The following is a 22200-nucleotide window of genomic DNA, read 5'->3' on the forward strand; positions in this document are numbered from 1 at the left end:
TTCAAGGCTTGGAGGGCACGGCTGCGTGCCGCTCGCGGACCCAGTTGTGGAAGCGGTGCAGATCATATTCCTCGGGCATCAGCACACCGGCTTCGTGGCGCGTCGAGCGCAGGCCTTTCTGGTTGACCTCGCAGATCGCCGCATCCTCCTCCAGCACCTGTTTGCCGAAGGCGACGATGTTGTCGATATCGGCTGCATCAAGTGCTTCGGGCACAAACAGCCATTCGGCGACAAGCTCGGTCTGCTCGGGGCCGAGCGGCACCAGCCGTACGGTCCTGACATAGTCGACATGCCCTACGACGAACATCGACGGCAGGTTGGTGGCGTAGGTCTGGCCGGCGGCGCGCTCGGCAGGTGTCAGGCCGGCAAAGACCGGCCCGTGCGCCTGGCCGTCGCGCGACCAGGTCTCGGCGCCGGCGCGCAGGCCGCCGGAAAACTCCGGTGCGTCATTATCGGCGTGGCGAGCCCAATCGGGATCGTCGTGCCGGTCCATCAGGCCGCGGCCATAGATCGGCACCAGCCGCGACAGATCCTTGTGGACGCCCGGACAATGCAGGCACTCGTTGAAGTTTTCCCAAAAGATCTTCCAGTTGCAGTTCATCACCTTGCGCAACGCATGGCCGGTCACCAGCGTTTCCAGCGGCCAGTTGGCGAGACCGCCGGACGCCGGATCGAAGGAGGATTCCGCCGAGCCGGCGGCGTCTTCGGAGAGATTGACGAAGACAAAACCGCGCCACACCGAGAGTGCCACGCGATAAAGCGGGTGATCGGCCTTGTCGAAACCGTCCGGCAGCGATTTCGACGGAACGCGCACGAGATCGCCGCGCAGCGAATAGGACCAGGCGTGATAGGGGCAGGTGATCAGCCGCGCCTTCAGCCGGCCTTCGCTCTCCTGGCAAAGCTGCGAACCGCGATGGCGGCAAGTGTTGTGGAAGGCGCGCAGTTCGCCGGTCTCGTCACGCAGCACGACGATTTCCTGCGTGCCGACGCGAAAGGTGCGGAAGCAAAGCGGCTGCGCAAGGTCTGCCTCGCGGCAGACGAGCAGCCAGCTTCTGTACCAAATGGCGTCGAGGTCGCGCTGATAGGCATCGATGTCCCAATAGGCGGAGGACGGCAGCGTCGGTTCGGCCCGCGTCAAGCCGTTGTAGGGATCGCGGTCGCTGGCAATGGGCTGCATGGCTGGCTTCCTCTAGAGTTGCTAGCCGACACCCGGCCACGGGAATTGTCAATTGTTGGGCCCGTGCCCGATTTGTGCACTTTCGGCGACAATGCATTCTTGCATCATGCATGTCGTGATCCCAAAACCGCTCCGCACTTTCGGCGACATGCATTGTCGGAATTTGGTTTGCCGGTCGCGGCGATTTTCCCTATAGTCGCGCTGTCGTCGGTTCCGTTTGGAGCCAAGAGGGAATGCGGTGCGGGCGAATGTCTTGCCCAACGCCGTGGCTGCCCCCGCAACTGTGTGCGGTAGTCCTCTCCATATGCCACTGAAGGTTTTCTTCGGGAAGGTGGGGAAGGGCGCTGATCCGCGAGCCAGGAGACCTGCCGGCGACAGGAAACTGACTTCTATGCCCTCGGGTGGAGGGCGAAAGGACAAGACATGACTACCGCTTCCGTCTCCCTCGGCGCCTCCGTCTCCTCGCAGTCGCGCTTCATGCAGCTTGCGCTCGTGGCGCTGCTTGGCATCTTCGTTGTCGGTTTTGTCGGCTTCTCGCATATCGATGCGGTCCACAATGCGGCTCACGACTATCGCCATTCGATGGCGTTTCCCTGCCACTGACGAGGATTTGACATCATGAACCTGTTTCGCAACGTCGTGTTCATCGCGGCGATCGCAGGGCTCGTGGCTGGCGTCGTTCTCGCCTGCATGCAGGCCTTTGCCACCGTGCCGCTGATCCTCAAGGCGGAAGTCTACGAGCAGGCCGGCGGCGGCCATCACCATGACCATGCCGCTCCGGCCGCAACGGATACCAATGCCATGAGCACAGCCGCCCCGGCGGGGAACGCCATGAGCTCTGCCGCCCCGGCGCCGGCGGAAGCAGTCGCTCCGGCAGCGGAAGACGAAGGCTGGGCACCGGCCGACGGTTTCGAGCGTTTCGCCTTCAGCGTGGTTGCCAATATCGTCACTGGCCTCGGTTTCGCACTGATCCTGGTCGCGGTTTCCGAATTCGCCGGCGGCATCGGCAACTGGCGCCAGGGGGTGTTCTGGGGCCTGGCCGGCTTTGCCGTGTTCACGCTGGCGCCCGGCCTCGGCCTGCCGCCGGAATTGCCGGCGATGCCGGCTGCCGATCTCACGCAGCGCCAGATCTGGTGGTGGGCAACCGTGGCGGCGACCGCGGCGGGTATCGGCCTGATCGCGTTCCGCAAGTCGCTGCCGCTTGTGATCCTGGCCGTGTTGCTGATCATTGCGCCGCATATTGTCGGCGCACCGCAGCCCGACAGTTTCGAGACCCCGATCCCGGAGGGTCTGCATCATCAGTTTGTGGTGGCGGTGACGGTGACCAATCTGGTGTTCTGGCTGGTTCTCGGCGCGGTCGTCGGCGTGGTGCGCGGCCGCTTCACCGGTACCGCGACCAGCCTGCGCGACAGCTTTGCCTGATCGCAGCAAGCTGACCTTCATCATCGGTGGTGCGCGCTCCGGCAAGAGCGCGCATGCCGAAACCCTGGCGACGACCTTGCCGCCGCCGTGGGCCTATATCGCCACGGCGCAAGCCTATGATGACGAGATGCGTGAGCGCATCGCGTTGCACCGCTCGCGGCGCGGTGAAGGGTGGACGACCATCGACGCACCGCTCGATCTCGCAGGCGCGCTTGAGGCCCTGCCGGACAATCAGCCGGTGCTTGTCGACTGCCTGACACTGTGGCTGACCAATCATATGCTGGCCGAACACGACCTCGATCTGGAATACCGTCGGCTGGCTGAAGTGCTGTCGCGGCCGCGCGGGTCCTGGTTCGTGGTATCCAATGAAGTCGGCCAAGGCATCGTGCCGGACAACGCACTGGCGCGCCGCTTTCGCGATGCCGCCGGCCGGCTCAACCAGCAGGTGGCCGCTGTCGCCGATACGGTGCTGCTGATGGTGGCGGGGCTGCCACTCAAGGTGAAATGAGATGACCGATACCGACGACAAGCCCATCGAAGACCGGGACGAGGAACGCCACCGCGCCAAGATGGCCAAGCGCAAGGCGGTGCAGGACGCCGAGGTGGCGAGCAAGACGGTCGAGAAGGGGCTGCTGATCGTCAACACCGGGCCGGGCAAGGGCAAGACCACCGCCGCCTTCGGCCTGGCGCTGCGGATGCTCGGCTACGGCAAGCGTGTCGGCGTCGTCCAGTTCATCAAGGGCAAGTGGCACACCGGCGAGAAAGATGCCTTCGCCGCCTTTGGCGACCGCGTCGTCTGGCACGCGATGGGCGAGGGGTTCACCTGGGAGACACAGGATCTGAAGCGCGACATTGCCGCGGCCGAAGCCGCATGGGCCAAAGTGCTCGAGCTGATGGCCGATCGGTCGATCAGCCTGCTGGTGCTCGACGAACTGAACATCGCGCTGCGCTACGATTATCTCGAACTCGACAAAGTGGTTGCCGCGCTGAAAGCACGACGGGAGGGCCTGCATATCGTGGTCACCGGCCGCAACGCCAAACCGGCATTGGTTGAGGCGGCCGATCTTGTCACCGAAATGGGCGTGACCAAGCACCATTTTTCCGCGGGCGTGAAAGCGCAGCAGGGGATCGAGTTCTGAACGGCGCCTCGATGCGTCACACCACAATGACGACGACCGAGACCAAACCGAACAGCGCGATCAGCAGATAGTCGGCGACGCGGTAGAGTTTCAGCGCCTGCCTTATGTCGATGCTGTCGGCTTCGCGCCGGCCGCCTTCGCCCATGAAGACGTCGTCGACCAGCACGCCGCCGTAGCTGCGTGGTCCGGCGAGCGCCAGGCCGAGCGCGCCGGCCATCGCCGCTTCCGGCCAGCCGGCATTGGGCGAGCGGTGTTTTGTCGCGTCGCGCCACACCGCGTGCCAGGCATTTTTCGCATCTGCGCCTTTGACCAGGAATGCAGCCAGCACGATCAGCAGCGCCGTCAGCCGCGATGCCGGCAGGTTGATCCAATCGTCGAAGCGCGCCGCCGCCCAGCCGAAGGCCTCGTGGCGCGGGGTGCGGTGGCCGATCATCGAATCGGCGGTGTTGGCGGCCTTGTAAGCGGCGCCGCCGGCAAGTCCGCCGACGCCGGTCCAGAAGGTGGGGGCAACGATGCCGTCAGAAAAATTTTCGGCCAGGCTCTCGATCGCCGCGCGGCAGACACCGGCCGTGTCCAGCGTTTCCGGATCGCGGCCGACGATTCGCGAGACGGCAACACGGCCCAGAGCGAGGCCACCGGTGTCGAGTGAGTCCGCCACAGCCTCGACATGCTCGTAAAGGCTCTTCTGCGACAGAAGCGATGTCGCCAAGAGAGCGGCAATGATCAATCCCATGGGAATGAACCAGAGCAGGACCTGCACGCCGAGCCCGATCGCCGCCGGCACCAGCACGATGACCAGCAGCGCCTGAGCACCGCGCTTGCGACGCAGTGCGTCGGGATCAGTGGCGCGGTTGAGCCTGCGTTCGAGAAAGGATATCAGCCTGCCGAACCACGTCACCGGATGGCCGATGGCGCGAAACAGCCAGTCCGGATAGCCCAGGACGAATTCGACGGCCAATGACAGGAAAGCGATCAGGACTGACATGAAGCTTCTTGATGGGGCGGCGGTGGACCATGGTGGAAGTCTAGGTCGGGCGAGGGTGCTTTTCCCCAACGCACCTCAGCCTTTCGTCGACCTCTCGACCGGTATCAATCCGCACTCCTACCCGCTTTTCGACCTGCCCGCCACCATCCTGTCGCGGTTGCCGGAAGCCGGGCGCGCCCGCGAGCTGGTCGAGGTCGCGGCGCGCGCCTATGGCGCGCCTTCGCCAGCCAATGTGGCGGCGGCACCCGGCACGCAGATCCTGTTGCCGCGCGTCGCATCGCTGATCGCGCCTGGCAAGGCGCTGGTGCTGGGGCCGACCTACGCCGAACATGCGCGGGCAGCGGCGATCGCGCGACATGAGGTGGCGGAGGTCGGCGATTTCGAGGTGTTGGCAAAAGCCGACCTTGCCATCGTCGTCAATCCGAACAATCCGGATGGGCGCATCATCGAGCGCGACCGGCTGCTGGCGCTGGCTGCAGGGATGCGCGCCAAGGGCGGGCTGCTGGTAGTCGACGAGGCGTTCATGGACGTCGGCCCACGCCAACACAGCCTCGCCGGCGATGTCGGCCAGGGCGGCATCGTGGTGCTGCGGTCGTTCGGCAAGTTCTTTGGCCTGGCCGGGCTGCGGCTCGGTTTTGTGCTTTCCGATGCAGCGACGGTCGACCGGGTGGACACGCAATTCGGACCATGGGCCGTCGCTGGCCCGGCGCTGGAGTACGGCATCCGCGCGCTTGCCGATATCGGCTGGCAGGACGCGATGCGGGCATCCCTTGCGGATGCATCGGCGCGGCTCGATGGGCTGTTCGGCCGCTTCGGCGCTCCTGTCGCGGGCGGCACCACATTGTTCCGTTACCTTCGCATGCCCGATGCCGCCGATCTGTTTTCCGCGCTTGGCGAGCGCGGCATCCTGCTTCGCCATTTCACCGACCGCCCGGGTGTCCTGCGGGCCGGCCTGCCGGGGAGTCGGGAGGAATGGCAGCGGCTCGAATCCGCTCTTGCCGAATGGGCGTCGCGGCGCGAGGATCAATCGAAGGGTTCTAAACAATGATCCATGTCTGCTCGCTGGCAAAGGTCGAGGAAACGGTTGCGAGGACCGGCGCCGACCGCATGCTGTCGCTGCTCGCCGCCGGCACGGAGGTGGTCCGCCCGGCTTCGATCGCCCCGGAAAACCATCTGCATCTGGTCATGCACGACATCGCGGTGGCGCAGGACGGGATGACCATGCCGGGCGAGGAGCATGTCCGCAGCCTGCTCGATTTCGCGCGCCGGTGGGACCGGGCAAAGCCGATGGTCGTGCATTGCTATGCCGGCATCAGCCGCTCGACCGCTTCGGCCTATATCATCGTCGCCGCACTGGCGCCGAAACGCGACGAAGCCGAACTGGCGCGGACGCTGCGGGCGCTGTCGCCATCAGCGACACCCAATCCTCGACTCATTGCGGTGGCCGATGTGTTGCTCGACCGCAACGGCCGCATGATCGAGGCGATCGAGGGGATCGGGCGCGGCGCCGACGCTTTCGAGGGAACACCTTTTGCACTGACGATCGACAATTAAAACCAGCTACTTCAGCCAGTCGGCGAGCTTCGCCTTGCGCACATCGCGCAGCAGCTCGATGAAACCGTCGGCCTGATGTTCGGCGGTCAGCCGGCCTTTCTCGGCCGTCGCGATGCTGGCGCCGCCGACCACGCCATTCGGATTGAGGTCGCTGGCAATCCAGGCAAAGGCATGGGTGCCGGTGTGGCGCAGCAGCGAAAATTCCTTTTCGGCCTTCGCGACATTGGAAACGAAAGTGTCGGCCTTGCCCATATCGACCAGATCCGGCCGGAAATGCAGCATCAGCGACGTCTCGACATCGCCGCCATGGATGCCGTGGCGGTCCTCAAGTTCGGTGTACATGCCGGCCGGGCGGCCGAAGCGCTGCCAGCTGGTCTTCACTGCCAGCATGTTTTCGCGCACGCGCAGTTCGCGCGTGACGATGCCCATGATCTCTTCGTTACCGCCATGCGAATTGACGACGACCAGCTTGCGCACGCCGGCGCGCGCGATCGACAGGCCAAGTTCGGTCCAGGCCTCGACCAGCGTCGTTGCCGGCAGGGTGAGGGTGCCCGGTGCGTGAAGATGTTCGTTCGATTTGCCTACCGCCTGCACCGGCAGGATGCGGATGTCGAGATCGTCGGGCAGGCGGGCAATCACCGTGTCGAGCATGCCGTTCATGATCGAGGTGTCGGTCGAAACCGGCAGATGCGGGCCATGCTGCTCGATCGCCGCCAGCGGCAGCACGGCGACCGTCGCCTCCGGATCGATCGAGGCGTATTCGGTTGTGCGGTAGTCGCCCCACCACACGCGCTTCTTCGCAACAGTCATGTCATGCCTCTTCGATGATTAGGCCAGACCTAGCGCGGCAAGGGCGGCCTGTCGATCACCCAGCCGCGATGGCCTCGACCTCGACCTTGAATTCGGGCCGCGCGAAACCGGAGACGATCATCAGTGTCGAGGCCGGCGCCGGGCTGGAAAACAGCCGGTCGCGGACATCCATATACGGCCGCAGGTGCGCGCGGTCGGTGACATAGGTGTTGATGCGGACGATGTCCTGCAGACCGAGCCCGGCCTCGCCGAGTACCGCGGCGATGTTGCGGAAGCAAAGCTCGGCCTGCGCGCCGGCGTCTTCCGGTATCTGGTCGTCCGCCGTGATGGCGACCTGGCCCGAGCACAGTACCAGCCGCTTGCCGGCTGGCACCTCGACACCATGGCTGTAGCGGGCAAAGGGTGGCTTGATCGACTTGGGGGTGAGGAACTTGAACATGGCAATCTCCGGTTTGCAGGTAGCCTAGGACCGGATGCACTGTCCCTTCAAGATGGCGGTGCATGTCGCCGGGGCGATTGTGGACAGGCGTTCAAAAAATAGGCACGATGCCTCCGGTGCAGCACGACCCGTCCGGCTTTCGCAGATGGCTGTGGTGCAAGCGGGCGGCCCCGGTGCAAGGCGCCGGTGGCATGTGTCTTGCTTCTTGAATCTTTGGTGTCGAGCCTGGCGCGTGGCGCGCCGGAGCAAACAAAAGGTGGTGTCGATGTACGGAAAACAGAAGATCTCGGTGGCGGTGCTAGCCCTGCTGGCGGCCAGCACGCTGGGCGCCGCGGCGAATGAAAAAGTCACCTTCGGCACCAACTGGTTGGCCGAGCCGGAACATGGCGGATATTATCAGGCAGTGGCTGACGGCACCTACGCCGCCTGCGGCCTCGACGTCACCATCATGCAGGGCGGTCCGCAGGTCAGCGGCCGGCCGATGCTGCTGGCCGGCAAGATCGATTTCTACATGGGCGGCAATCTGCTGTCGGCTTTCGACGCCGTCCAGCAAGGCATTCCGATGCGCGTGGTGGCGGCGGATTTCCAGAAGGACCCGCAGGTCATGATGTCCCACCCCGGCGAGGGGCTCGACAAATGGGAAGATCTGAAGAACGCCGACCAGTACATATTGGGCGACGAGGGTGTGCAGACCTTCTTCCAGTGGATGGTCATCGAACTCGGCTTCGACGCCGCCAAACGCGCGCCCTACACCTACAACACCGCTCCCTTCCTCGCCAACAAGAAGTCGATCCAGCAGGGCTATGTCACGTCAGAACCGTTCGCGGTCAAGAAGGAAGGCGGCTTCGTACCGAACCAGTTCCTGCTTGCCGACTATGGCTGGGACACCTACTCGACGACGATCGAGGTGATGCAGGACACGATCGACAAGAAGCCGGAGGTAGTCCAGTGCTTCGTCGATGGCTCGGCCAAGGGCTGGTACAAATATCTGTACGGCGACAACAAGGCTGCCAACGACATGATCAAGAAAGACAATCCCGACATGAGCGACGAGCAGATCGCGTTCTCGATCGAGCAGATGAAGAAGTTCGGCCTTGCCGATTCAGGCGACACGGAGAAGCTCGGCATCGGCGCCATGACCGACGCGCGCATTCAGAGTTTTTACGATAAAATGGTCAAAGCCAAGGTCACGCCAGCCGGTATCGACATCAAGAAGGCCTACACTCTGACCTTCGTCAACAAGGGCGTCGGGCTCGACCTGAAGAAATAGTCCGGTTCCGGCATGATGCAGGAGAATGTGGCGCAAGCGCCGGCGAGCGCGTCGGATGTCGCTCCGACATTGCTGGCGCTGCGTGGCGTTGGCAAGGTCTTTTCCAACGGCGTGACAGCGCTCAGCGATGTCGATCTGACGATCCGGGAAGGCGATTTCCTCAGCCTGCTCGGACCGTCAGGTTGCGGCAAGTCGACGGCGCTGCGGCTGATCGCCGGCCTGTCGACGCCGACCTCCGGCGTGCTCGACTGGCGCGGTGGCGGCTCGCTTGACCGCTCGAACATCGGCTTCGTGTTCCAGGAGCCGACACTGCTGCCCTGGGCCAGCGTCTTCGACAATGTCTGGCTGCCGCTCAGGCTGAAAGGGGTTTCCCGTGCCAAGGCGGCACCGGCGGTGACGGAAATGCTGGCGCGGGTTCACCTGACCGGCTTCGAAGACGCGGTGCCGCGCGAACTGTCGGGCGGCATGAAGATGCGTGTCTCGATCGCGCGCGCGATGGTGACCAAGCCGCGCGTGCTGTTGATGGACGAACCGTTCGCCGCGCTCGACGAGATCACCCGCTTCAAGCTCAACAATGACCTTCTGGAGCTGTGGCAGGACGAGCGCTTCACCGTCGTCTTCGTCACCCACAGCGTCTTCGAAAGCGTGTTTCTCTCCAACCGCGTCGTCGTCATGGCGGCGCGGCCGGGCAGGGTGTTCGACGAACTCGCGATCGAGGCGGCCTATCCGCGCGACGAGGCGTTTCGCACCTCGCCCGACTACGCGGCACTTTGCCGGCAAGCTTCCGATGTGCTGGTCAAGGCCATCAATTCAACGGCGGGCGTGCATCATGACGGCCATTGACGAGGGCGTCCTCAAACTCGACCCCGAGGAAGCGCGCCGCGTGCGCCAGGAGCGGCTCGAGCGGGTCGGCCGCTGGGTGTTGCCACTGGCGATCATGATCCTGGCGATCTGGCTGTGGGATCGCATCTGCGTGTGGAACGAAATCCCGCAATACATCCTGCCGCGCCCCGGCGTCGTGCTGTTCACACTCTACAACGATGCCGGCCTGCTGTTCTCCTCGCTGCTGGTGACCTTGCGCATCACCTTCCTCAGCCTGCTTCTCGCTGTTGTCGGCGGGGTCGGGTTGGCGGTGCTGTTCGCGCAATCGAAATGGGTCGAGATGTCGTTCTTCCCGTTCGCCATCGTGCTGCAGGTGACGCCGATCGTGGCGATCTTTCCGCTGATCAACATCTATGTCGACAACCAGACGACCAAGCTTCTGCTGTGTGCCTGGATCGTCGCCTTCTTTCCGATCCTGTCCAACACCACGCTCGGCCTCAACTCCGTCGACCGCAATCTGCGCGATATGTTCAAGCTCAACGGCGCGACGCGCTGGCAACAGTTGCGGTATCTGCGACTACCGGCGGCAATGCCGTATTTCCTCGGCGGGTTGAAGATCGCCGGCGGCCTGTCACTGATCGGCGCCGTGGTGGCCGAGTTCGTCGCCGGCACGACCGGCCAGTCGTCTGGGCTTGCCTCGCGCATCATCGAGGCCGGCTACCGGCTCAATGCGCCGCGACTGTTCGCGGCGCTGTTCCTGATCTCGCTCACCGGCATCCTGATCTTCCTTGTGCTGTCGCTGATTTCGCATCTCATTCTAAGGCGCTGGCACGAAAGCGCGCTGAAGCAGGAGCGCTAGTTTCTTGGTACCGAACACAGGTTCATACCGCCTCACCAACGCCCGACTGCACGCGTCCCTGACGCTCGGCCTTGTCGCAACCGTCGACAGCGATGGCTTTGCGCTTGCCGACATCGCCGTCGCTGACGGAAAAATCGCAGGCATTGCCGCACATGGCCGTACAGCAGTCGCGGTGAACGCAGTCGACCTCGGCGGACGTATCATCCTGCCGTGTTTCGTCGACTGCCACACTCACATCGACAAGGGTCATATCTGGCCGCGAAAACCCAATCCCGACGGCACCTTCATGGGAGCGCTAAATGCCACCGGTGCCGACCGCGCCGCCCGCTGGAGCGCCGAGGACGTGGCGCGGCGCATGGATTTCTCGCTGCGCTCGGCCTACGCGCATGGCACCAGGGCGCTGCGAACCCATCTCGACAGCGTCGCGCCGCAGGAGGAAATCTCCTGGCCCGTGTTCGAGACGATGCGTGAGACATGGCGCGGCCGGATCGAATTGCAGGGCGCATGCCTGATCGGCATCGAGGGCGTGCGCGACAGGAAATGGTTCGACAGGCTGGCAAAAAGGGTTGCCGCGGCCAAGGGTGTGCTTGGTGTCGTCACCTATATGGTGCCGGATCTGGAAGAGCTGCTCGACCACGTCTTCGGGCAGGCGATCAAGCATGGCATCGATCTCGATTTCCATGCCGACGAGACGGATGACATCGCCGCGATCTCGCTGAAGAAGATCGCCGAGGCGGCACTCTGGAACAGTTTCGAGGGCAACATCCTCGTCGGCCATTGCTGTTCCCTGGCGCGCCAGCCGGACCTCGAGGTGCTCGACACGTTGGACAAGGTGGCGAAGGCCGGGCTCGCAATCGTGTCGCTGCCGATGTGCAACCTCTATCTGCAGGATCGGCGGGCTGACCACACCACGCCGCGCTGGCGCGGCGTGACGCTGCTGCACGAAATGAAGGCCAGGGGCATTCCGGTGGCGGTTGCTTCCGACAACACGCGTGATCCTTTCTATGCCTATGGCGATCTCGACATGCTGGAGGTCTACCGCATGGCGACGCGCATCCTGCATTTCGATCATCCTGTCGCCGATTGGCCGCAAGCGGTCACCGCGACACCGGCCAAGGTGATGCGGCTCGACGGTTTCGGCACGCTTGCTGCTGGCGGCGATGCCGACTTCATCGTGTTCAAGGGCCGGAACTGGACGGAATTGCTGTCGCGGCCCGAATCGGATCGCATCGTCGTGCGCGCCGGGCGCGCGATCGACCGGCAGCTGCCCGACTATGCCGAACTCGACGGACTGATGGTGGAATGATGGACGTTTCGGCACTCAAACGCGATCTCGATGGGCTGAAGCTCGACGACAATCCAGCCATCGTCCAGCAGAAGAGCCGCGACTTCTATTGGTACAGCCCGGTGCTGAAGCAGCAGCTCGATCATGTCACCGGCGACCTGATCGTCACGCCGAAGAACGAGGCCGAACTGATCCGCGTGCTTGCCGCCTGTCACCGACATGGCGTGCCGGTGACGCCGCGTGGCAGTGGCACCGGCAATTACGGCCAGGCGATGCCGCTTTCGGGCGGCGTAGTGCTCAACCTTGCCGAGATGAACGAGATCAAGTCGATCGCGCCGGGTCGTGTGGTGACCGGCCCGGGCGCAGTTCTGGCCGACATCGACAAGGCAACGCGGGCGCATTCGGGACAGGAACTCCGGTTGTCGCCGTCGACCTACAACACCGCCTCGATCGGTGGCTTCATCGCCGGGGGTTCGGGCGGCGTCGGCTCGATCAATTTCGGCGGCCTGCGCGATTTCGGCAATGTCCTGCGGCTGCGCGTGGTGACCATGGAGGCCGAGCCGAAAGCGCTCGAACTCACCGGCGAGGATCTCCACAAGGTAACCCACGCCTATGGCACCAACGGCATCATCACTGAAGTCGAGATGCCGCTGACCGCAGCTTACGACTGGGTCGATGTCATCGTCGGCTTCGACGTCTTCATGGACGCGGCCCGCTATGGCAATGCGCTGGCTTGCCAGGACGGCATCCTTACCAAACTGATCACGCCGATCGTGGCTCCCGTGCCGCAGCTCTATTTCAAGCGGCACCAGAAGTTCCTAAGCGATGGGCTAAGCATCTGTGTCGTCATGGTGGCGCAGCATGGGCTAGACGCCTTCCTTGCGTTCACCCGCCGTGCCGGTGGCGAGGTGATCTTCAATGCCGCCACAGCAAGGCCGGAGGATAAGAAGGGCCTGCCGCCGGCCTATGAGCTGGCCTGGAACCACACCACGCTCAGGGCGCTGCGCGTCGACCCCTCGATCACCTATCTGCAATCGCTCTATCCCTTTCCCAATCAGCTGGCGCTGGTCGAGAAGATGGATGCGATGTTCCCCGGCGAGGTGTTCTCGCATCTCGAATTCGTTCGGCTGGACGGCAACATCACCTGCTTCGGCCTGCCGCTGGTCAAGTTCACCACCGAAGCGCGGCTCGACGAAATCGTGCGCCTGCATGAGGAAAATGGCTGCCCGATCTTCAACCCGCACCGCTACACTCTGGAAGAGGGCGGCATGAAGCAGACCGACGCGGTGCAGCTTGCCTTCAAGCGCGAGACCGATCCGCAAGGCCTGCTAAACCCCGGCAAGATGATCGCTTGGGAAAACCCGGATTACGACTACCGTTCGGGCCGGACCTTCCTGTTCAAGGGGCTGCAAAAGGCAGGCTGATGAACATCCTCGTTCTCCATGCTCATCCGGTCGAGGCCAGCTTCAACGCCGGCCTGCACCGGATGATCGTCGAGCGGCTGACGGCAGCGGGCCATACGGTCGATGATTGCGATCTCTACGCCGAGGATTTCGATCCGCGGCTGACGCGCCAGGAACGGCTGGACTATCACAATCAGCGCGGCCCCGCCGACACGGTGGCGCCTTATGTCGAGCGCCTGCTGCGGGCCGATGCGCTGGTGCTTTCCTATCCTGTCTGGAACTACGGCTTTCCGGCGATCCTGAAGGGCTTCTTCGATCGCGTCTTCCTACCTGGCGTGTCGTTCAAGCTGGTCAATGGCAAGGTGCAGCCATCGCTGCACAACATAGTCAAGGTCGCGGCGGTCACCACCTATGGCGGCAGCCGGTTCCGCGCCATGCTGATGGGCGACCCGCCACGCAAGCTGATCAAGCGCATGCTGCGCGCCACGGTAAAGCCGGGCGCGCCGGTGAGCTATCTCGCGCACTATGCGATGAACCTGTCGACCATCGAGACGCGCAAGGCGTTCATGGTCAAGGTCGCGGCCAGCATGGACGCCTTCTGATGCGCGCGCTGGTGGTCTACTGCCATCCGGTGCCGGAGAGTTTTTGCGCTTCGATCCGCGACACTGCCGTGGAAGTGCTGAAGGCGAGGGGCTGGGAGGTGCGGCTGCTCGATCTCTATGCCGAGAAATTCGATCCGGTGATGGGCTGCGACGAGCGGCGTTCCTACAATGACCAGGCGCCGCAGGATCCGGCGCTGAAGCCGCATTTCGAGCTGCTCAACTGGGCCGAAGCGATCCTGTTCGTCTATCCGACCTGGTGGTACGGGCTGCCGGCGATGCTGAAAGGCTGGCTCGACCGGGTGTGGGCGACAGACGTCGCCTTCAGGCTGCCGGCGGGCAAGGGGCGGATCAAGTCGCTGATGACGCATGTGACCAAGGTCGGTGTCATCACCACCTGCGGCGCGCCGACCTGGTGGAGTGTCGTCGTCGGCCAGCCCGGACGCAAGACCCTGCTGCGCGGCATGCGGGCGCTGTGCGCGACGCGCTGCCGGACCTTCTTTCTCGCGCACTATCTGATGGATGCCTCGACGCCGCGGACGCGGGCCGCGTTTCTGGCGAAAGTGCGGGCGAAGCTGGAGCGGTTTTGACGGATTAGCGTCCTTCTCCCCGTTTCATGGGGAGAAGGGTAAGGCGCTACATCTTCACACGCTCCGACTTCGGATCATACATCGGCTTCAGCGACGCTTCCGCGGCAAAACGTTCGCCGGCGATCTCGATCTCGTAGGATGAGGCCAGCACATCCGCTTCGCTTTCGCCCTGGCACGGTACGTAGCCCAGCCCGACGGCGGCGCCGAGATGATGGCCGTAATTGCCGGAGGTGATCGGGCCGACGATCTTGCCGTCGCGCAGGATCGCTTCGTTGTGGAACAGCAGCGGTTGCGAGTCCTTCAGCCGGAACTGGACCAGCCGGCGCTTCAATCCGGTCTCCTTCTTGCGCAGGATCGCATCGCGACCGATGAAATCGCCCTTGGCCGTCTTCACGGCAAAGCCAAGGCCTGCTTCCAGCACATTGTCCTCATCGGTGATGTCGTGGCCGAAATGCCGGAAGGCTTTTTCGATGCGGCAGGAATCCAGCGTGTGCAGGCCGCAGAGCTTCAAGCCGACATCCGCGCCAGCCTCGTCGATCGCCTCGAAGACATGGGCTGCCTGGTCGGTCGAGACATAGAGCTCCCAGCCGAGTTCGCCGACATAGGTGACGCGGTGGGCGCGGGCCAGGCCCATACCGATTTCGATCTCCTGGAAAGTCCCGAACGGGTTGGCTTCGTTGGAGAAATCGTTCGGGCTGACCTTCTGGATCAGCTTTCGCGAGTCCGGTCCCATCAGGCAGAGCACGGCTTCGGCCGCAGTCACGTCAGTGATGACCACGAAATCGTCTACTAGATGCTTGCGCAGCCAGGCGAGGTCGCGCTGCAAAGTCGCGCCAGGGACGACGAGGAAAAACGCCGTCTCGGAGAGCCGCGACACGGTGAGGTCGCTCTCGATGCCGCCGCGCTGGTTGAGCATTTGGGTGTAGACGATCTTGCCCGGTGCCACATCCATGTCGTTGGCGCAGAGTTTCTGCAGAAAGGCACAGGCGTCGCGGCCCTCGACGCGGATCTTGCCGAACGAGGTCATGTCGAACAGGCCGACCTTGTTCCTGACCGCCAGATGTTCCTCGCGCTGGTTGTCGAACCAGTTCTGGCGCTTCCATGAATAGCGGTATTCGCGCTCCTGTCCCTCACGCGCGAACCAGTTGGCGCGCTCCCAGCCGGCGACTTCGCCGAACACGGCGCCGCGTGCCTTGAGATGTTCATGCAGCGGCGAGCGGCGCACATTGCGCGACGTTGCCATCTGCCGGTAGGGGAAATGATCGGCGTAGAGCAAGCCGAGCGTTTCGGAGACGCGCTCCTTGAGATAGCGGCGGTTCTTCTGGAACGGCTGGGCGCGGCGGATGTCGACTTCCCACAGGTCGAACGGCGCTTCGCCATCGTTGATCCACTGTGCCAGCGCCATGCCGGCGCCGCCGGACGAGACAATGCCGATCGAATTGTAGCCTGTCGCCATCCAGTAGCCGGACAGCTCCGGCGCTTCACCGAGATAGTAGCGGTCGTCGGGCGTAAAACTCTCGGGGCCGTTGAAGAAGGTGTGGATGCCGGCGGTCGCCAGCATCGGCATGCGGTTGACGCCCATTTCGAGGATCGGCTCGAAATGCTCCATGTCCTCGGGCAACTGGTCGAAGCAGAAATCCTCGCGAATGCCGTCCATGCCCCAGGGTTTGGCCACCGGCTCGAAGGCGCCGAGCATCATCTTGCCGGCGTCTTCCTTGTAGTAGGCGCATTCGTCGGGAACGCGCAGCACCGGCAGGCGGGTAAGGCCGGGGATAGGCTCGGTGACGAGATAGAAATGCTCGCAGGCGTGCAGCGGGATGGTAACGCCGTTCTGGGCGCCGAGTTCACGTGCCCACATGCCGGCGCAGTTGACGACGATGTCGGCCTCAATGGTGCCTTGCTCCTGGCCTTGCGCCCACGACACGCCGGTGACGCGACCGGCCTTGGCATGGACCTTGGTGACCTTCACATTCTCGACGATGGTGGCACCGCGCTGACGCGCGCCCTTGGCCAGAGCCATGGCGATGTTGGCGGGATCGCACTGGCCGTCGAGCGGCAGGTGCACGGCGCCGACGACGTCGGAGATATTGAGATGCGGGTACATCTCCTTGACTTCCTTGGGTGAAATCTCGCGGACATCGACATCGAAGGCGCGGGCAAGCGACGCCTGCCGGTAGATCTCGTGCTTGCGCTCCTCGGTCAGCGCCACGGTGATCGAGCCAACCTGGCGCATGCCGGTGCCGACCTCGGTCTCGGCTTCCAGTTTGACGTAGAGGTCGGCGGAGTATTTCGCCAGCCGCGTCATGTTCTGTGAACCGCGCAACTGGCCGATCAGGCCGGCGGCATGCCAGGTCGTACCCGACGTCAGCTGCTTGCGTTCCAGCAGCACGATGTCGGTCCAGCCGAGCTTGGCCAGATGGTAAGCAACCGAACAGCCGGAGACGCCCCCGCCAATGATGACGGCTCTTGCCTTGGTGGGGATGGCCTTGGCGGTCATGCGGCCTCGCGGCGATAGCTGGAAGCAAAACGGCGCAGCCGAAGCGCTGCTTCTTGCAGCACGGGCTCCGGCTGGCAGAGGCTGATGCGAATGTGACCGGCGGCGGCCTCGCCGAAGCTGGAGCCGGGCATCACGCCAACCCTTTCCTTGTCGAGCAAGGCCCACGCGAATTTCTCGTCGTCGGGTTCGACCGCTGATATGTCGAGCATGACGTACATACCGCCCTCGGAACCGCGCACGGTCACATCGTTCATGCCACGCACGGCGTCGAGCAGGACGGTGCGGCGCGCGGCGTAGCGCTCGGCGATCTCCTTGACGCCATAACGGTTCTCGAGCGCCTCGGCGCAGGCAATCGAGATGAAGGCCGGCAAGCCATAGGTCGTCACCAGATTGAGATTGATCAGCAGCGAGATCATCTCGCTGGGGCCTGTCAGCCAACCCATGCGCCAGCCGGTCATGCCGTGGCTCTTCGACATGGAATTGATGACCAGTGTGCGCTCGGCCATGCCGGGCAGCGAGCGCGGCGAGACGTGCTCGCCGCCGCCCAGTGTCCAGTAGACCTCGTCCGACAGCAGCCAGAGGCCATGTTCCCTGCAGACCTCAGCCAGTTGCTCCAGCCGCTCGCGCGAATAGACCGCACCGGTCGGGTTGTTCGGTGTGTTGATCAGAATGGCGCGCGTGTTCGGTCGAAGTGCCGCGCGGATCATGTCAGCGTGCGGCTGGAAGCCATCCTCGGCCGGCGTCTCGACCACGGTGAAACTGGCACCGGCGGCGCTGAACGTGTTGGGATAGGTGGCGTAGTATGGCGCCACCACGATGGCATGGTCGCCCTGGTCGAGCACAGCTTGCACGGCCGCGTAGAGTGCGGCCTGGCCGCCCGGCGTGGCGATGACCTGATCCGGCGTGGTCTCAATGCCGGTGCAGGCGCTCGAGGCTGCCGCCATTGCCTTGCGCAGGCGCGGCAGGCCGGGAAGCGGGGTGTAGTGGTGGTTGCTGCCGCGAACCGCTGCCACGCAGGCTTCGATCGTTTCCGAAGGCGTATCGAAATCATGGTCGCCGACCGACAGCATGATGATGTCTTCGCCAGCCGCCTTGCGGGCCCAGGCGGCCGAATGGACTTCCCAGCCGTCCTTGCCCGAAGGCACGATGCCGGAAATGCGCGACGATGGTCTAGGCATGTATACCTCCAGAAATTTCATAGCCGGCGTGTCCGAGCCGGTCGCGCAACGCGGCGATGTGCGGCGGTCCGACTTCGCAGCAGCCGCCGACGATGTCCGCGCCGCCCTCGACCCAGCCAATCGCTTGGTCGGCATAGGCGTCTGGACCGAGGTCGTGGCGAGCATGCAGCACATCGACGGTGCCGCCGTGCTTGAGCGCTTCGGTGGAGGTGAAGCCATTGGCATAGGCGCCGACCGGGCCGCCGAGTTCGATCAGTTCAGGCAAAGCCGCGGCGATCGCTTCCGGCCGGCAGCAGTTGAGCAGTCGCGCGGCGACTGTCAGGCCGTCGAGCGCGCTTGCCGCGGCGGCTATTGTCTCGCCACTGCGCAGGCGTGGCTTGCCGTGATCGGCCAGTGTCCACGATACCCATATGGGTTTGCCGCTTTCCGATGCCGCTGTGACCGCCGCGCGCGCTTCCTCGGCCGACGCCATGGTCTCGCACAGGAACAGGTCGACGCCATCAGCCTGCTCGGCAACGATGCGGCGATAGATGTCGAGCGTATCCTGATATGAAATGGTCAGCGCGGGCGCGTAGCTGCCGAAAAGCGGTGACAGGCAGCCGGCGATCGCTGCATCGCCGGCCTGGTCGCGGGCCTGCTTGGCCAATTCGATGCCGCGCTTCTGCAAAGGCTTGAAGAGGTCTTCCGCGCCCTCTCGCGCCAGGCGTTCGGGGGTCGCCGAATAGGTGTTGATGGTGATGACGCGGGCGCCGGCACGGATGAATTCCGCGTGCAGGTCGCGCACCAGATCCGGCTCGTCGATCAGCACCCTGGCCGACCATAGCGGCGTCGGCTCGGATTTGCTGCGGCGGACCAGTTCCTGACCCATGCCGCCATCCGTCAGGATGATTTTCTTCATGCGCGCAACCTCTCGTTCTTCGGATCCCACAAAGGCTCGTCCTTCTGCACAACCGCCTGAAAACGGTCACCGAAGATTTCGACCTCGATCGTCGTGCCCGGTTCCGCCAGATCGGCGCGCAGCATGCCGAGCGCGATCGATTTGTCGATGCGATGACCCCAGCCGCCTGATGTGGTCTCGCCGACGATCTTGCCGTCGTGCCAGAGTGTGGAAACAGAAGGGGCGTCGCAGCCACCGGGGTTCTCGACGACCAGAGTGACGAAGCGCTTCTTCACGCCCTGCTGCTTCTCCTTCAGCAGGGCCGCTTTGCCGCGGAAGTCGGGCTTGTCCCATTTGACGAAGCGCTCCAGTCCGCCCTGGAGGATCGAATAGTCGGTCGACAGGTCGCCTTTCCAGGTGCGGTAGCCTTTTTCGAGCCTGAGCGAATCCAGCGCATACATGCCGAATGGCTTAAGACCATGCTGCTGTCCTGCCGCGCAGATGGCGTCAAAGATGGCGGCGGTGTCGTCGACCCGGGTGTGGATTTCCCAGCCGAGCTCGCCGGCGAAGGAAACGCGAATAAGCTTCGCCCATCGGCCGGCGATCTTGGTCTCCTGATGCGTCAGCCATGGCAGAGTGAGGTCGGCGTCACAGACATCGGCGAGGATTTTTCGCGAGTTGGGGCCGGCCAGGATCTGGGTGGAGAATTCCTCGGTCCGATCGATCAGCTTGAACGGTGCGTCCTTGGGCATGCGCGACTTCAGCCACTCGAAATCATGCCATTGCGCAACCGCCGCGGTGATCAGCGTCATCAGATTCTCGTCGTGACGCACGACAGACATTTCGGTGACGATGCGGCCCTTGTCGTCGGCGAAATAGACGAGGCCGATGCGGCCGGGCTTCGGCACCAGTCCGGTGACCTGCAGGCTCAGCCATTCGGCGGCGCCCGGACCTTCAAGGTTGAAGCGCGAGAAGCCCGGCAGGTCGAGGATGCCGGCCGCGTCGCGGACGGCCAGACATTCCTCGTGGACGCGATGATGCCACGGTCCCTCGCGACGGAAGGTCAGGGTCGCTTCCTCGGAGATGTCGTCGCCGTCTTTCGCGTACCAGGTGGCGCGCTCCCAGCCATTGTAGGCATCGAAACGGGCCCCAAACGCCTTGATGCGATCATGGATCGGCGACAGCTTGCGGTCGCGGCCTTCCGGCCAGGCATGGCGCGGGAACTGGATGGCGTATTCGTTGCCGTAGATCTCCATGCCCTTGGCGACGCAGTAGTCCGGCGCCGCGGCGAAGGAGGTGAAGCGGCGCGGATCGCACGACCACATGTCCCATTCGGTCTGGCCCCGCGTCACCCATTCAGCCAGCACCTTGCCGGCGCCACCGCCCTGGGCGATGCCGAAGGTGAAGACGCAAGCCTCGAAAGCGTTGGGAACGCCAGGCATCGGGCCGATCAGCGGATTGCCGTCCGGCGTGTAGGGGATCGGCCCGTTGATGACCTTGGACAGGCCGGCCGTGCCCAGTATCGGCACGCGGGCGACGGCATCGGCCAGATAATGTTCCAGCCGGTCGAGATCGTCGGGGAACAACTGGAAGGAAAAGTCCTCCGGCATCGGGTCGTTGTGGGTCGCCCAGTGCGCGCGGCAATTGCGCTCATAGGGGCCAAGATTCATGCCGTTCTTTTCCTGGCGCAGATAGTAGGAGGTGTCGACGTCGCGCAGCAGCGGCAGTTTTTTGCCCTGTTCCTTTGACCATGCCGCCAGCTCGGGGATTTCCTCGAACAAGATGTACTGATGGCTCATCACCATCATCGGCACCTCGCGGCCGAACATCTTGCCGACTTCGGCGGCGCGGTAGCCGGCGGCATTGACGACGATCTCGCAGCGGATTTCGCCTTGCGCAGTCTCGACCACCCACTCGTCGTTCTCGCGGCGCACGCCGGTGACCGGGCAGAAGCGGATGATCCTGGCGCCCATGTCGCGCGCGCCCTTGGCCAGCGCCTGGGTGAGCTGCGCCGGATCGATATCGCCGTCGCTCGGGTCGTAGAGCGCGCCCTTCAACTCATGCGTCTCGATGAAGGGGTAGCGGCGCTTGATCTCGTCGACGCCGATCACGTCGATGTCCATACCCTGATAGCGGCCCATGCCCTTGGCACGCTGGAACTCCTGCATGCGCTCGTTCGTATGGGCAAGCCGCAGCGAACCGGTGACGTGGTAGTTCATGGGATAGTCGACCGCTTCGGCCAGCCCGCGGTAAAGCTCGGTCGAATAGCGCTGCATGTTCATCAGCGACCAGGACGAAGAGAAGGTCGGCACATTGCCGGCGGCATGCCAGGTCGAGCCGGAGGTCAACTCGTTCTTTTCCAAAAGCACGCAGTCGGTCCAGCCCGCCTTGGCCAGATGATAGAGCGAGGACGTGCCGACGGCACCACCTCCGATGATCACCACGCGTGCCGTGCTCGGCAAACCGGCCATGTTCTTCTCCCCAACAAACCTAAGGCGCGTTGCGCTCGTTATCCCACCGCACACTTTTGGGCGACATGCATTCAATAGACCGGTGGCGAAACCACCCAGATGACAACCGCCGGCTCGGTACCCGGATTGCGCCAGCGGTAGGGCCTGCCTTCGAAGCGAAAGGAGTCGCCTTCGCCAAGCCGGTGCCAGACGCCTGATATCTCGATGTCGAACAGTCCGGATGCGACGTATCCGGCCTCCTCGGTTGGCCGGCGCGCCTCGGTTTTCAGTTCCGCGCCCGGCGCGAAGACCGAACGCACCATCTCGAAGCTACCGCCGAGATCGGGCGACAGAAGCTCCTCCACCAGGCCGGATTCGCTTGTGCCAAGCGTACGGCGCCTGCCGGCGCGCACAACCACGCCGCGCTCGCTTTCGACTGGCACATCATGGCTGAAGAACAGGCTGATCGGCACGCCGAACAGTTCGGCGAAAGCTCTGAGGTCGCTGAGCGATGGTGTCGAGAGGCCACGTTCGACCTGGCTGACCCAGCCGACCGAACGGCCAAGTTTCAGGGCGATTTCCGCGAGCGTCAGCCCACGCGTCTTGCGCAACGCCCTGATATCGCTGGCCAGCACACGTTCGTCAGGTCCCTGCCATGTTCTTGCGGTAGGTGAAGGCAAAACGGCCACTTCATGAAAAGTTCCAGTCAAATTTCATGAGAAAACAAGCTCGTGAAAAAATCAAGCAGATTTTCACCAATGCTCAAGATTCGCTTGCGCGATTTTGGCGGTTCATGCAAAGGCTCGGCCGCGAGCGGCGAGTGGGGACGTCCGATCGAGACAAA

Annotated in this window: 22 protein-coding genes and 1 riboswitch; of the genes, 13 read left to right on the forward strand and 9 right to left on the reverse strand. The window is 63.8% G+C overall.

The genetic code is table 11. The features are described from left to right. Position 1: 1 nt before the first annotated feature. Positions 2–1177: an aromatic ring-hydroxylating oxygenase subunit alpha gene (locus AC1D10_RS20155; RefSeq protein ID WP_477274893.1), complete on the reverse strand. Its 1176-nt coding sequence runs from the start codon at positions 1175–1177 to the stop codon at positions 2–4. Between the two features lie 191 nt (positions 1178–1368). Continuing rightward, positions 1369–1564, forward strand: a riboswitch (cobalamin riboswitch). A 36-nt stretch (positions 1565–1600) separates the two neighbouring features. Between AC1D10_RS20155 and AC1D10_RS20160 the strand changes: the two genes are divergently transcribed. The 4 genes from AC1D10_RS20160 to cobO are packed head-to-tail and all read left to right on the forward strand — an operon-like array spanning position 1601 to position 3738. Continuing rightward, positions 1601–1780, forward strand: a complete 180-nt coding sequence (locus AC1D10_RS20160) for a CbtB domain-containing protein (RefSeq protein ID WP_095087280.1) — start codon at positions 1601–1603, stop codon at positions 1778–1780. 15 nt (positions 1781–1795) lie between these two features. Next, positions 1796–2599, forward strand: coding sequence for a CbtA family protein (locus AC1D10_RS20165; protein ID WP_477274896.1), 804 nt, complete (start codon positions 1796–1798; stop codon positions 2597–2599). After that, entirely contained in the window at positions 2592–3107 is a 516-nt protein-coding gene (gene cobU / locus AC1D10_RS20170; protein ID WP_477274898.1) for a bifunctional adenosylcobinamide kinase/adenosylcobinamide-phosphate guanylyltransferase, read from the forward strand. The genes AC1D10_RS20165 and cobU overlap by 8 nt, the downstream gene beginning before the upstream one ends. A 1-nt stretch (position 3108) precedes the next feature. Then, the gene (gene cobO, locus AC1D10_RS20175; protein ID WP_477274900.1) at positions 3109–3738 is read left to right on the forward strand and encodes a cob(I)yrinic acid a,c-diamide adenosyltransferase; all 630 of its coding nucleotides are present in this window, start codon (positions 3109–3111) and stop codon (positions 3736–3738) included. Positions 3739–3754: 16 nt separating this feature from the next. Here cobO and cbiB read toward each other — a convergent pair whose 3' ends face one another. Further along, positions 3755–4723 carry an adenosylcobinamide-phosphate synthase CbiB gene (gene cbiB, locus AC1D10_RS20180; protein WP_477274902.1) on the reverse strand — a complete coding sequence of 323 codons (969 nt, stop codon included), beginning with the start codon at positions 4721–4723 and terminating at the stop codon, positions 3755–3757. Between cbiB and cobD the strand changes: the two genes are divergently transcribed. Next, positions 4722–5771: a threonine-phosphate decarboxylase CobD gene (gene cobD, locus AC1D10_RS20185; RefSeq protein WP_477274904.1), complete on the forward strand. Its 1050-nt coding sequence runs from the start codon at positions 4722–4724 to the stop codon at positions 5769–5771. The genes cbiB and cobD overlap by 2 nt on opposite strands. Then, entirely contained in the window at positions 5768–6277 is a 510-nt protein-coding gene (locus AC1D10_RS20190) for a tyrosine phosphatase family protein (RefSeq protein WP_477274906.1), read from the forward strand. Before cobD ends, AC1D10_RS20190 begins: the two co-directional genes overlap by 4 nt. A gap of 6 nt (positions 6278–6283) precedes the next feature. On the opposite strand, the gene AC1D10_RS20195 is transcribed toward AC1D10_RS20190, so the two are convergent. Then, entirely contained in the window at positions 6284–7087 is an 804-nt protein-coding gene (locus AC1D10_RS20195) for a creatininase family protein (protein WP_477274908.1), read from the reverse strand. Positions 7088–7142: 55 nt separating this feature from the next. Next, positions 7143–7526: a RidA family protein gene (locus AC1D10_RS20200; protein ID WP_477274910.1), complete on the reverse strand. Its 384-nt coding sequence runs from the start codon at positions 7524–7526 to the stop codon at positions 7143–7145. Between the two features lie 265 nt (positions 7527–7791). Between AC1D10_RS20200 and AC1D10_RS20205 the strand changes: the two genes are divergently transcribed. From AC1D10_RS20205 to AC1D10_RS20235, 7 genes are read left to right on the forward strand one after another with little or no spacing between them, the layout of a single operon-like run. Beyond that, a complete protein-coding gene (locus tag AC1D10_RS20205) occupies positions 7792–8796 on the forward strand; it encodes an ABC transporter substrate-binding protein (protein ID WP_477274912.1) in 1005 nt (334 codons plus the stop codon). A gap of 12 nt (positions 8797–8808) precedes the next feature. Next, positions 8809–9639, forward strand: coding sequence for an ABC transporter ATP-binding protein (locus AC1D10_RS20210; protein ID WP_477274914.1), 831 nt, complete (start codon positions 8809–8811; stop codon positions 9637–9639). Further along, a complete protein-coding gene (locus AC1D10_RS20215) occupies positions 9626–10477 on the forward strand; it encodes an ABC transporter permease (protein WP_477274916.1) in 852 nt (283 codons plus the stop codon). Before AC1D10_RS20210 ends, AC1D10_RS20215 begins: the two co-directional genes overlap by 14 nt. A 4-nt stretch (positions 10478–10481) precedes the next feature. Further along, the gene (locus tag AC1D10_RS20220) at positions 10482–11783 is read left to right on the forward strand and encodes a cytosine deaminase (RefSeq protein ID WP_477274918.1); all 1302 of its coding nucleotides are present in this window, start codon (positions 10482–10484) and stop codon (positions 11781–11783) included. Beyond that, positions 11783–13186, forward strand: coding sequence for an FAD-binding oxidoreductase (locus tag AC1D10_RS20225; RefSeq protein WP_477275013.1), 1404 nt, complete (start codon positions 11783–11785; stop codon positions 13184–13186). Before AC1D10_RS20220 ends, AC1D10_RS20225 begins: the two co-directional genes overlap by 1 nt. After that, positions 13186–13767, forward strand: coding sequence for an NAD(P)H-dependent oxidoreductase (locus AC1D10_RS20230; RefSeq protein WP_477274920.1), 582 nt, complete (start codon positions 13186–13188; stop codon positions 13765–13767). Before AC1D10_RS20225 ends, AC1D10_RS20230 begins: the two co-directional genes overlap by 1 nt. Then, on the forward strand, positions 13767–14354 hold the full coding sequence (locus AC1D10_RS20235; protein ID WP_477274922.1) for an NAD(P)H-dependent oxidoreductase: 588 nt from the start codon (positions 13767–13769) through the stop codon (positions 14352–14354). The genes AC1D10_RS20230 and AC1D10_RS20235 overlap by 1 nt, the downstream gene beginning before the upstream one ends. Before the next feature lie 46 nt (positions 14355–14400). Here the strand turns inward: AC1D10_RS20235 and AC1D10_RS20240 are convergent, their stop codons facing one another. The 5 genes from AC1D10_RS20240 to AC1D10_RS20260 form a co-directional block, all read right to left on the reverse strand. Then, entirely contained in the window at positions 14401–16851 is a 2451-nt protein-coding gene (locus tag AC1D10_RS20240) for a GcvT family protein (protein ID WP_477274924.1), read from the reverse strand. Further along, positions 16848–18029: a pyridoxal phosphate-dependent aminotransferase gene (locus AC1D10_RS20245; RefSeq protein WP_477274926.1), complete on the reverse strand. Its 1182-nt coding sequence runs from the start codon at positions 18027–18029 to the stop codon at positions 16848–16850. Before AC1D10_RS20245 ends, AC1D10_RS20240 begins: the two co-directional genes overlap by 4 nt. Next, complete coding sequence (locus AC1D10_RS20250; RefSeq protein WP_477274928.1) at positions 18022–18927, reverse strand: homocysteine S-methyltransferase family protein; 906 nt, start codon at positions 18925–18927, stop codon at positions 18022–18024. Before AC1D10_RS20250 ends, AC1D10_RS20245 begins: the two co-directional genes overlap by 8 nt. Continuing rightward, entirely contained in the window at positions 18924–21377 is a 2454-nt protein-coding gene (locus tag AC1D10_RS20255; RefSeq protein ID WP_477274930.1) for a GcvT family protein, read from the reverse strand. Before AC1D10_RS20255 ends, AC1D10_RS20250 begins: the two co-directional genes overlap by 4 nt. A gap of 71 nt (positions 21378–21448) precedes the next feature. Then, positions 21449–21991 carry a helix-turn-helix domain-containing protein gene (locus tag AC1D10_RS20260; protein ID WP_477274932.1) on the reverse strand — a complete coding sequence of 181 codons (543 nt, stop codon included), beginning with the start codon at positions 21989–21991 and terminating at the stop codon, positions 21449–21451. Positions 21992–22200 lie beyond the last annotated feature (209 nt).

Source organism: Mesorhizobium sp. P2_A8 (assembly GCF_056404935.1).